This window comes from Chryseobacterium sp. CS2K3, from assembly GCF_059515185.1.
Genome location: NZ_JCAKRW010000005.1, coordinates 425,367 through 436,723 on the forward strand (window position 1 = coordinate 425,367; position 11,357 = coordinate 436,723).

At 35.5% G+C, this 11,357-nt stretch carries 13 protein-coding genes; 5 read left to right on the plus strand and 8 right to left on the minus strand.

What is annotated here, in order from left to right:
• The first annotated feature begins 31 nt into the window (after positions 1 to 31).
• Positions 32 to 1,087: a diphosphomevalonate decarboxylase gene (locus tag AC5YGG_RS11520; RefSeq protein WP_496144634.1), complete on the plus strand. Its 1,056-nt coding sequence runs from the start codon at positions 32 to 34 to the stop codon at positions 1,085 to 1,087.
• Positions 1,088 to 1,134: 47 nt separating this feature from the next.
• Here AC5YGG_RS11520 and AC5YGG_RS11525 read toward each other — a convergent pair whose 3' ends face one another.
• The gene (locus AC5YGG_RS11525) at positions 1,135 to 2,175 is read right to left on the minus strand and encodes an endonuclease/exonuclease/phosphatase family protein (RefSeq protein WP_496144635.1); all 1,041 of its coding nucleotides are present in this window, start codon (positions 2,173 to 2,175) and stop codon (positions 1,135 to 1,137) included.
• Between the two features lie 249 nt (positions 2,176 to 2,424).
• Here AC5YGG_RS11525 and AC5YGG_RS11530 point away from each other — a divergent pair, with 249 nt between their 5' ends.
• Together AC5YGG_RS11530 and gloA2 are read left to right on the plus strand one after the other, a co-directional pair.
• Positions 2,425 to 2,766 (plus strand): nuclear transport factor 2 family protein, encoded by a 342-nt coding sequence (locus tag AC5YGG_RS11530; protein WP_496144636.1) that lies wholly within the window; start codon positions 2,425 to 2,427, stop codon positions 2,764 to 2,766.
• Positions 2,767 to 2,786: 20 nt separating this feature from the next.
• Positions 2,787 to 3,164 (plus strand): SMU1112c/YaeR family gloxylase I-like metalloprotein, encoded by a 378-nt coding sequence (gene gloA2 / locus AC5YGG_RS11535; protein WP_496144637.1) that lies wholly within the window; start codon positions 2,787 to 2,789, stop codon positions 3,162 to 3,164.
• Between the two features lies 1 nt (position 3,165).
• Here the strand turns inward: gloA2 and AC5YGG_RS11540 are convergent, their stop codons facing one another.
• Entirely contained in the window at positions 3,166 to 3,549 is a 384-nt protein-coding gene (locus AC5YGG_RS11540; RefSeq protein WP_496144638.1) for a DUF1634 domain-containing protein, read from the minus strand.
• Positions 3,549 to 4,379 (minus strand): sulfite exporter TauE/SafE family protein, encoded by an 831-nt coding sequence (locus AC5YGG_RS11545; RefSeq protein WP_123843023.1) that lies wholly within the window; start codon positions 4,377 to 4,379, stop codon positions 3,549 to 3,551. Before AC5YGG_RS11545 ends, AC5YGG_RS11540 begins: the two co-directional genes overlap by 1 nt.
• Positions 4,380 to 4,476: 97 nt before the next feature.
• Between AC5YGG_RS11545 and AC5YGG_RS11550 the strand changes: the two genes are divergently transcribed.
• A complete protein-coding gene (locus AC5YGG_RS11550; protein ID WP_496144639.1) occupies positions 4,477 to 5,028 on the plus strand; it encodes a DUF1543 domain-containing protein in 552 nt (183 codons plus the stop codon).
• A gap of 24 nt (positions 5,029 to 5,052) precedes the next feature.
• Positions 5,053 to 6,165, plus strand: coding sequence for a 5-(carboxyamino)imidazole ribonucleotide synthase (locus tag AC5YGG_RS11555; RefSeq protein WP_496144640.1), 1,113 nt, complete (start codon positions 5,053 to 5,055; stop codon positions 6,163 to 6,165).
• 58 nt (positions 6,166 to 6,223) lie between these two features.
• Here the strand turns inward: AC5YGG_RS11555 and AC5YGG_RS11560 are convergent, their stop codons facing one another.
• The 5 genes from AC5YGG_RS11560 to AC5YGG_RS11580 all read right to left on the minus strand — a co-directional run bounded on the left by AC5YGG_RS11560 (position 6,224) and on the right by AC5YGG_RS11580 (position 11,005).
• Positions 6,224 to 7,042 (minus strand): hypothetical protein, encoded by an 819-nt coding sequence (locus AC5YGG_RS11560; protein WP_496144641.1) that lies wholly within the window; start codon positions 7,040 to 7,042, stop codon positions 6,224 to 6,226.
• A gap of 40 nt (positions 7,043 to 7,082) precedes the next feature.
• On the minus strand, positions 7,083 to 7,454 hold the full coding sequence (locus AC5YGG_RS11565) for a hypothetical protein (protein ID WP_496144642.1): 372 nt from the start codon (positions 7,452 to 7,454) through the stop codon (positions 7,083 to 7,085).
• Positions 7,455 to 7,461: 7 nt separating this feature from the next.
• Complete coding sequence (locus AC5YGG_RS11570) at positions 7,462 to 8,127, minus strand: SH3 domain-containing protein (protein WP_496144643.1); 666 nt, start codon at positions 8,125 to 8,127, stop codon at positions 7,462 to 7,464.
• Between the two features lie 184 nt (positions 8,128 to 8,311).
• Positions 8,312 to 10,435: a cation:proton antiporter gene (locus AC5YGG_RS11575; RefSeq protein ID WP_496144644.1), complete on the minus strand. Its 2,124-nt coding sequence runs from the start codon at positions 10,433 to 10,435 to the stop codon at positions 8,312 to 8,314.
• A gap of 6 nt (positions 10,436 to 10,441) precedes the next feature.
• Positions 10,442 to 11,005: a hypothetical protein gene (locus AC5YGG_RS11580; RefSeq protein ID WP_496144645.1), complete on the minus strand. Its 564-nt coding sequence runs from the start codon at positions 11,003 to 11,005 to the stop codon at positions 10,442 to 10,444.
• Positions 11,006 to 11,357 lie beyond the last annotated feature (352 nt).

Genomic DNA, 11,357 nt, shown 5'->3' on the forward strand with positions numbered 1-11,357 from the left:
GTGGTCAAGTCTCAATCACTTAAATTAAACTATGACAACACAATTTATAGGAAAAGAAAATTTTAACATTCATACACAAACGGTTTCAGAGAGCTGTCCGTCTAATATTGCTTTGATTAAATATTGGGGGAAATATGACAATCAAATGCCTGCCAACCCAAGTATCAGTTATACATTAAATCATTGTAAAACCAATACCAGCATGGAGTTTTTGGCAGATGAACCTTTCTCTGTACAAACCTTTCTTTCAGGAAATGAAGAGGTGAAATTTGCCGAAAAGATTGAAAAATACTTCAGAAATATTGAGCAGTATCTTCCATGGATTCTGAAAGGGAAATACATTATCAGAACAGAGAATACATTCCCTCACAGTTCAGGAATTGCAAGTTCTGCTTCAGGTTTTGGAGCTATTGCAAAATGTCTGATGGCATTGGATGAAAAATTTTCCGGAAAAACTTCTGAAGAAGAATCTCTGAGAAAAGCTTCATTTCTGGCAAGATTAGGAAGTGGAAGCGCATGCAGAAGTTTATATAATGGGCTTATTGTATGGGGAGAAACAGAGCAAGTTCAGGGAAGTTCAGATGTATTTGCTGTAGAATATCCTGCTGCTGAAATTCATGAGATATTCAAAAACTTCAATGACTGGGTTTTATTGATCCATGAAGGGCAGAAAAGTGTATCTTCAACGGTAGGACACGGTTTGATGAAGACCAATCCATATGCAGAAAGAAGATTTCAGGAAGCAAGAGAAAATTTTGTTCCGATGAAGGAAATCCTGAAATCCGGTGATATGGAACGTTTTATTAAACTTGTAGAACATGAAGCTCTTACCCTCCATGCCATGATGATGATGAGTGATCCTGCTTTTATCCTGATGAAGACCGGAACTCTGGAGGTTATCAATAAAATCTGGGACTTCAGAAAAGAAACCGGACTACCATTATTCTTTACATTGGATGCAGGGGCAAATGTTCATCTTTTATTCCCAAGTAATGATGCTGAAGATAAAATTAAAGCATTTATTGAAGCAGAACTATTGCAGCATACCCAAAAAAATGGGGTGGTGAAGGATGTGATGAGATTCTAAAACTAAAAAAATATTCAATAGAGGTGGGCTTTAACCCGCCTTTTTTATTAATCTTCAGTAACAACAGCTTCGCGTTCTCCATCTTCTTTCTTTCCTTCCTCGATCATGATTTCAGCTTCTGCTTTCTCTTCGGAAGTTGCTGTTTCAATCAAATCTTCCTGCTCATCATTGTGATGATCTATAAAAAACTCGCAGTATACCGGAAGGTGATCTGAACCAAAATTTTCCAATGTCTTCAGCTGTTTAATAAAAATATCCTCGCTGTGAAACATCAGATCGATAGGAAATCTTAAAAGACGGTATTTCGCATGAAAAGTAGAAACGAAAGAATGTCCGATTCTCGGATCTATCAGATGGCTGGTCTTTCTGAAAAGAACAGATGATCTTGACCATGCAACATTGTTAAAATCTCCTACTACGATAACAGGTTTTTTGATATCTTTTACACGTTTGGCAGTACTTAAAAGATCGCCATCTCTTTCCTTTGAAGTTTCCTCTTCCGTAGGACTTGGCGGCGGTGGGTGAACCCCGAAGAAAACAAAAGAAAAACCATCAGTAGTTTTCATATGAATCTCGATACTCGGGATATCATCAGCCACAAAATAATGGGTTTTCGCTTCTTTAATCTCAATTCTTGAATAAAAATGCATTCCATAAGTATTTTCAAGAGTCACTTTGTGCTGGTAGGAATATTCTTTTTCCAGAGGTCTTATTGCTTTTTCCCAGTCACTGTTGCTTTCCATCGTCATGAAAAAATCTGGATTATGTTTTTTAACAAGCCCAATGAATTTCTCATACTCTTTATTGAACTGGTATACATTAGCGGATATAAAATGCAGTTTATCAGAAGATCTGTGACGCTGTCTGTGTTTTTTCACAGGATAGAAATGGGTGTATCTGATCAGTGTTTGTCCGTGATGAATAAACATAACCAACAAAAATCCCTGATAATACCAGAAATATTCCGTAGAATCTATAAAAAATCCTAATAAAAAAGTAAAGAATATAAGGTAGGTGACCTGTATTTTAGCAAATTCCGGAACCCTGAATATCCAGTGGGAATGCTGTATTTTTGGCAGTATTGTCATGACCAGAAGAACTATGGTCAGAATCAGATAAATAATCCACATATAAAAAGCTCTGAAATAATTTTGACCACAATTTAAGGAAAATGAATTTTAAAATTTGTTAATCAATTTAAATTTTATTTTATCTATTTTTAATATCTAAATCTATACGATGAATAAAATAATGATATTTTTGTTCTGATCAGTATTTCTTGCTTCGGGCAGCAAAATAATGATATTGAAAAACCTATCCGTAATCTGTTCCTTGGCATGAAAAATGCAGATTCTGAGCTTGTCAAATCAGCTTTTGCAGAGAATGCACTCCTTCAGACTATCACTAAAGATGGTCTTGTAAAAAGTGATAGTATACAGGATTTCATCACTTCGGTTTCCAAATTTACAAAAGGGGACCTGGATGAAAGGATTACAGTAGAAGCTGTTCATACGGACGGAAACCTGGCAAGTGTATTCACTCCTTATTCTTTTTATTTAAAAGGAAAATTATCACATTGTGGTGCTAATAGTTTTCAGTTGGTAAAGCAGAATAACGAATGGAAAATACAGTATATTATCGATACAAGAAGGAAAGATAACTGTAAGGAAATAAAATAATAAGAAATAAAAAATATACAATGAAGATTCACCATATAGCGATTATCTGTTCAGATTATGAAGTGTCGAAGAAGTTTTATACAGAGATTTTAAATTTAAGTATTATACGTGAGGTATATCGTGAAGAAAGGCAATCTTACAAGCTAGATCTGGCGATTGGAGAACATTATGTTATTGAATTATTTTCATTCCCCGATCCTCCTAAAAGACCTTCGCGCCCGGAAGCATGTGGTTTAAGACATCTTGCATTCTCTGTTGAAAATGTAACAGAAAAAAGAAATGAATTGGTAGGAAAAGGATTGGTTTGTGAAGAGATCAGAATTGATGAATTCACAGGAAAAGAATTTTTCTTTACCCAGGATCCGGATCAGTTACCACTTGAATTTTATGAGATGTAAATTAATGTGCGTAGCCTGCAAAGAAGCTCACCGCCATAATGGCAAGAACAATTGAAGAAATGACTACATAAACGTAGTCTTTTTCTTTTAAATAGCCTATTAAAGCGAAAATAATTCTCATCAAAGGCGTAAAGATCAACAGTAAGATTCCCAATTGAATGATAGCCATTCCTTCTCCTTTGCATAAAGAAGTCCAAAACTGACCCCAAACTTTCTCGGAAGAAGTACCTACTACAAGGCTGGTGTACTTTTCAGGCATTACAAAACCCTCTGTAAACAATTTGATAAAGCCTATCAGCGAAGTTGCCACAGATAGAATAACGCCCAATCTCAGAAGATTTCCTACGGAGCGGTTCAGATCCACGTCTGTAAAATTCTTTTTCATTATCTGAAGCTTTTGTTGATACCGTTATACATCATGTAAATGGAAAGAATGGTAATCACGATTGCAAAAAATACTTTTAATTTTTTTGTTTTTGATACCATCAGGGTTTTTGATCCTATGAAACTTCCTATAACAACTCCAATCAATACAGGAGCTACAATTACCGGAATGATCTCACCTCTCTGGAAATAAATCAGAGCACTTGCTACAGCAGTTACCCCAATCATAAAATTACTGGTTGTAGTAGAAACCTTGAAAGGAAGTTTCATCATATTATCCATTGCCAGTACTTTTAATGCTCCGGAACCTATTCCTAAAAGTCCGGACATTGCTCCTGCAAACATCATCATTAAAAATCCGGGAACCGTATTTCTTGCAGAATAACTTTTTAAAACTCCTTTATCGGGAAATGTTCCGTATAATTTTAATTTTTCCTCTAAGCTCCCTTTGATCAAAGGTTCCTGGTGATCAGGTTTTCCTTTAAGGTTTAAAACAACTGTTAAAAGAAGAATACTTGCGAAAATAATTCCGATTGTATTGGGATTAAGCATTCCTGAAACCAAGGCACCTACAATGGCACCGGCTGTTGTTGCTATTTCAAGAAACATTCCGACTCTCATATTGGTAAAACCTTCTTTTACGAAAGCTACTGCAGCACCGGAAGAAGTTCCGATCACAGAGATAAGAGAAGCACCGATAGCATAATGCATTGGAACGCCAAAACCTAGCGTTAATAAAGGAATAATGATAACTCCCCCTCCAAGCCCTGTCAGTGAGCCTAAAAGACCCGCGGAAATAGCACCAAGGAAGAGTATGATGATTTCTGACATACTACAATTAATGTTACAAATATAAAATTATTGTGGTAGTCTGCCAAACATTTGAAAAAGATAAATTTAACGTATTTTTGTATGCATGAAAAGTGAAATGAAATTATTTTATGTCATCCTTGGGGCAACCCCTAAAGGACGTAATATTGAACAACACGATGTGTTTTTCGGGATTGCAGAAAGTCTGAAGGATCTGGTTCCTGATATGAAAGACTTCTGGAAAGAGGCAGAGGGTAAGATCCATTTGGATTGTTATCAGGAAGTAAAATTTGCTGACGGATATGAAGTGAAGATCGTTGAAAAAGGAGAAGTAGCATCTGAAAATCAATTGTTCTTCCTTAATTTAGGAGGGTATAAGCCTGGTTTTTTTGAAGAATTCCATGAGCAGCATTTAATGGTTGGAAATTCAATGGGTGAGATTGTAAAGAGAGCAAAGGCTACGGAGTTTTACCAGACAATGGGATTTGAAGGAGCTGTAAGCCATATTGATGATAAACATGGAGTAGATATCGATGATATATTCAATGTGAATGATATTCTTCCGGCAGCAATGAAAGAAAAATATTCTATCATCCTCACAAAATCTGATGAAGAAAATCAGAAAAATCCAATGGGATTGGGCTATTTAAAAATTGATAAAATTCAATAAGAGTAAATCTAATAAAAATAAAAAATGAAAATAGGAATTCTGGGTGGCGGACAGCTGGGAAGAATGTTGATACAAAGTGCATTGAAATATGATGATGAGTTTTATACTCTTGATCCAGCTTCTGATGCACCATGTCATAATATCTCATATTTTACGCAGGGAAATTTCAACGATTATGACACTGTTCTTAACTTTGGAAAAGATAAGGATGTTGTAACCATTGAGATAGAGCACGTAAATGCTGATGCATTGGCAGAACTTGAAAAGCAAGGAATCAGGGTTGTTCCGAATGCTAATATTATTAAAACCATTCAACAGAAAATTCTTCAGAAAGAATTTTATAAAGCTCACAACATTCCAAGTCCGGAATTTCAGGTGGTTTGGAATAGCGACGAAAAGATCATCATGCCTTTGCCATTCGTTCAGAAAATGAATACCGGCGGGTATGACGGAAAAGGAGTGCAGGTTATTAAAACAGAAGATGATTTTCAGAATCTATGGAAAGAAGCATCTGTGATTGAAAATATGGTCGATATTGATAAGGAACTTTCTGTAATTGTAGCAAGAAATGAAAAAGGAGAAACCAATACTTTCCCTGTAACGGAAATGGTTGCGGATCCAAAATTAAATTTATTAGATTTCAATGTATGTCCGGTTTTGTTAACAGAAGATGTTCAGCAACAAATTGATGCAATTACTGAGAAGTTTTTGAATGCAGTAAATTCTTCGGGACTTTTTGCAATCGAATTATTCCTGGATAAAGAAGGAAAAGTTTGGGTGAATGAAACAGCTCCAAGATTACATAATTCAGGACATCAAAGCCAGGAAGGAAATACAAATTCACAATTCGAACAGATGTACCGTGTGGTGAAAAATTTACCATTGGCGGATACAGATGCCATTACTTACAGCGGAATGCTGAATCTGGTAGGCGCAGAAGGCTACTCTGGAAAGGTAGTATACGAAGGAATGGAAGATGTCCTTAAATTACCGGAAACCTACGTTCACCTGTACGGAAAAACAGAAACAAAGCCTGGAAGAAAAATGGGGCACATCAATGTTCTTGCAGATTGCAGAGAAGAGCTGATGGAAAAGCTTGTGAAAGTAAAAGGAATGGTGAGAGTAATTTCAGAATAACTGAAATAAAATATATAAAAATAGCTGTAGTTTTTTCTACAGCTATTTTTGTTTATATCTAGAGTTTTTTAACTACTTCTATAGTGTCCTTCTTATAATTATATTTCATATAGGTTCCCAATGCAGGAGAATAAATGGAAAATTCTTCCAGCTTTGTAAGTGGAGCATAAAGCTTAAAAGTACATATATCTGTAGCACTGATAAATGGATTGGTTTTTAAGTGACTATGAGTAACCATTGTTGATTCGCTTCCATCTGGCATTGAAGTCTGGGCAGGAATTAATCTTGAATGAAATCTTTGGTTGGAGATAATAGTTCCTTTTTTATCCGATACAAAAAGATAATCATTCCCAAATGGAATGACTCCGGATTGCGAGGTTCCAGAGATCAGATATATTTTATAATTTTCATTAAATGGAATAAGAATAAGGTTAAGATTAAGATTAAATCCATGCGATAATGACACTTCATACTTTGGATCTGATAATTGTGGAATGACTAGAGAATTAATGTTTTTCAGAGTGCTTTCAGTATTGTTAAGCTCTCTTTGTGTAAAGCTTTCTTTTATAGGTGTTTTTTGATTGTTTTTAAAGTCATATTCAGCTATAATTTTACTCTGATCTTTATTAAGAAAAACTGTTTTTATGATATCTTTTACCTGATATGTTAGATAGCTTCCCATATTTTCAAGGATTTTTGGGTTGCTGTTGGCTAAATCGCTGGCATGCCATGATGCATTTTCATAGGAGAAAAGTAAATTAGCCTCTGTTTTGATGGAATCCAGTTTCTTTTGAAGTTCTTTTTCAGAATATTTAAGATCTTGTGCAAAAGTAATAGCTGGTATAAAGATGAAGAGAAATTTGATAATTTGTTTCATGGATTATTTTTGAAGCAAAATACAAAATTGAAATTAAAGTCTAATGCCTATTAGAAAATAAGTATCTCTTCTTAATCTGTAAAGCTATTTCCCAAAGGATAACAGAGCTGATAGCATTTGTACAGATTGCTGTCATCATTCCATAATCATCCCAATCCGGATTCCATCTTAATTCCATTAGAAGATAAGCTGCTGCTAAAGCAATAAATGCAATTATAAATCCGGTGATGATATTAAAGCTGCTTTTCCATTTTAAAATAATAAAAGCAATGATTGAATTTAAAACCCCGAATCCCAGACTTGTTACCAGATAAAAGTTATTGGTGTTTAATGCATCATCTATTGCAGCAATAGGAAAAGCAAGCAGGCAATACAGTATAAACAAAATCAGATCGGTAATCAGTTTTCTCATAAGAATATTAAAAAGGAATATCCAAAACTCTCTTTTTATACTCTCCTTTTTCAATGATAAAAAGTCCTGCGTATGCACCTGCACCGTCAGAATTCAGTAGGGAGATATATAAAATATCATTGGTGCGATCATAATAACAAGTTGTGTATTTATTATCAACCTGGAAGAGGTTTTCAATCTCTTTGGCTGGAATCTGAACTGTTTTATCTCCAATTTGTGCCGTGATAGAAAGATAGTGCGTCTTAGGAATGGTTCCGTCTAATCCCCAAACCTGTTGTCCTTTATAATAATCTCCATCAAGCGTTGAAGTAAAGTCTTTTTCATTTTCCTTAAAGTTGAATTTTCCGGAAGCGATATTTACCTTAATATTTCCTGATTTAAAGATTGCTTTGTTGGCATCACGCACCGTTGGCGGAACAGATTCATAAGATTTTATATATTTCACCCTTGAATTATGGACATAACCATTGCTTACATTCGCCCAATTCTTAGTATCAGGCTCAAATATATAGACAATCTCATCCGAATTAAGCTTCCCGACGATTTTACTGTTTGCATCTGCATTTTCCCTTACGTTGACATAGCCGTCTTTATCTACAATTTTTGCAAACTGAGCCCATGATAATTGTGCGACTAAAGCTGCTGTTAAAAGGAATATCTTCTTTGTTTTCAATGAATTTTAATTTTAGGCAAAAATAATAAAAAGGCTGGAAGCGGGAAGAAAGAAGCTGGAAGTTACTTTCAGACGAGAAATTACTTTCCGGTCTTCTTAAGAAAAAAGATAAACAAAATGGTAGTCATTCATTATTTATCATACTCCAATAACTTCCAGCCTCCAGCTTCATTTCTTCCTTACTTTATTTAAATATCTTCTGAATTACATTTCCGATTTCCATAAAATCTCCATGATTTCCTACAGAACGTATTTCCGGGCTGTTTTTATCATATTCGGAGAATGGAAATATTAACAGATAATTATTATCACTCAGGTATCTGTTCAGCATTTCAGGGATCAGTCTCATTCTTGGAATATACGACTGCATTCCGCGTTTTGCCATAAAAATAATAAGCGCTTCATCATCTTTCAGCTGAGTGGCTGTTCTTTCACCATCCTGCCATGTATTCATAATGATGAATTCTGCTTCTATATTGGCTTTTTTAATGATCTTCTGAAGGATATCCAAAATGTTTTCAGGAGCATAAAAAACAATGGTTGCCCCCGAGTTTCTGGCAATATTCCAAACTCTTAAAAGTGAATGAAAGAATCCGGCTTCCTTATGTGCGTTTTCTGGAATCATTACCGCATATCTCTTAATGGTTGAAAGAGGCTGGGCAGCATGATATACCAATACATTTACATCATCATTCTGAAGATAACCATTATAAAGATTATATACGAAAGAAGGAGAGAAGCCTTTTTCATCTTCCAGCCCGATGATAAGATCCGTGATTTTCTGTTCTTTGATTACATTATTAACTCCATTAATGACGTCATTATCATATCTTTTAAGAGCCTGTAGTTTGACATCTGCTGCTGCTGCAGTATCTGCTGCCTGGTGAAGCAGTTTTTCTGCATTCTTTACCGAAGACTCATTTTTATCTTCATTGATGACATTTAAAGCAACTAAATCTTCCGTATTAGAGTGCGCTTTGATCAGAATACCAAGATTAACCATTCTTTCAACGGTTTCTTCATGATTAATTGCCAGTAATATATTCTCCTCTTCATGACTGTTTCCGGAAACGGTGTCTTCATTATCACTTTCAGCGATTTTTTGAGCACTAGCCATGGATATGAAAGATGAAATAGTACATGAAATAAGGATCAATAGGATACTTCCGTTCAGTACGTGCTCATTTAACAATCTTACAGGTTCTCCGGTTTCAGTTTCAGAAAGGATAATGTTATACCCTACCATTACCGAAGCAAGTGTTGCCGCAGCAGAAGCAGAGCTTAATCCGAAGATTAGTTTTCCTTCTTCTTTGGTAAGTCTGAAGGTCTTTTGTGTAGCAATGGCAGAAAGATATTTTCCTCCGATAGAAGCTACCAGCATGATACCTGCAACTTCAAGGGTTTCCCAGCTTTTGAAGAATACTTTAAAATCGATAAGCATTCCCACACTAATCAGGAAGAAAGGGATAAAGATGGCATTTCCTACAAATTCAACCCTGTTCATCAGAGAAGAAGTATGAGGAATAAGCCTGTTCAAAGCAAGCCCGGCAAAGAAAGCGCCGATAATAGCTTCTACACCTGCAAGTTCAGCAAGCATTGCTGCAAGGTAGATCATCACCAGTACAAAAATATACTGGGAAATTTTATCATCAACCCTTTTGAAGAACCAACGTCCAATGATTGGGAAAACAATAAGTACGATTAGTGCAAAAACCACGAATGATACGGATAATTTAACCCAAAATTCTGTTCCCACATCGCCCTGAGACATTCCCACGATCACAGCAAGTACCAATAAGGCAAGAATATCTGTGATCATAGTACCTCCAACCGTAATATTGACGGCTTTATTTTTCGCAATTCCTAATTTACTTACCAATGGATAAGCAATAAGAGTATGGGAAGAGAAAAGACTCGCAAATAATATGGAAGTCAGCATAGAGAAGTGAAGCAGATAATATCCTCCCAGATATCCTAAAACAAACGGAACAATAAAAGTATAAAGCCCGAAGGTGAGACTTTTCCATTTGTTTTTCTTGAAGTCTCCCATATCAATTTCCAGTCCGGCGAGAAACATGATATATAAAAGTCCTGTAGTTCCGGTGACTACAATACTGCTGTCTCTGGACAAAACATTGAATCCATTAGGACCAATGATCGCACCGGCGATGATAAGCCCAAGCAAATGGGGAACTTTAATTTTATTTAATAACAAAGGAGCTGCAAGGATGATGACGAGTACCAATAGGAACTTCAGCACCGGATCTTCTATAGGAAGACTCAGATTGTGTATACTCAGTAAAATCATATGTGTTTATTTTGTGGAACGTACTAATTCAACAGAGAACTTAGCTGTACAGCCGTCAGAAGTAATGGTTCTGGTTCCCTTGATCTTGTTGTCGGAAATATCATTGAGAAGAACACTCATTTCGACATTCTTCTTAGCGGTAGAATCTGTTTTGAAAGAAAGCTTGATCTCATTATTTTCAAACTTGCCGGAATAAAGCCTTACCAGGTTGTTATTATTAATAATCTTGGTGATAGGTTGTGTAGAATCATTATCGAATTCCCAAAGATCCGTACGCTGATCACCTACTGCATAATCGCTGCAATTGGATTCTGTACAGATTACTTTTCCATTCCAGGCTCCGGAAATTTCTGCAGGCCATACCGCTACCTTCACCGAATCTTTTTTTGTAAAAATGCTGTCTCTCATTTTTAGGAGCGACTGATATTCAGATTCTTTCTTAGCAAATATTTTTTCCTTTTCTAATAATTGTTTTTCTCTTTCTGTCAGGGTTTTCTCCTTTTCCTTATAATCACAGCTTACCAAAAGAAATGAAGCTGCAATAAGGATAAAAAATGTGTTTTTAAGCATAATGTATAGGTTGAGTATACAATATAAGAAAAAAATAAAAATAAGGCAAATTAGCCTCTGATGAACTTCATGGAACTGCAGATTTTAGCCACTAATACACGAATAAATACCACAATCCGAAACAATTATCTGTTTAATAATTTGATATTTTTTAACCACATAAACATGCTAATGCAGTGGAAATTATTTATCCGTGGTACTAAATAAGCAGTATACAATTTTATCGTAGATAAAATCTTTGCGTCTTAACACATTATGCAAGGAATTTTATTAGCGCCTTTGCGTACTCCAACATTAAATCATGCAACTTTCTGCCTCTTGAACATTTCCGATCTGTTTTTAGCCACTAATG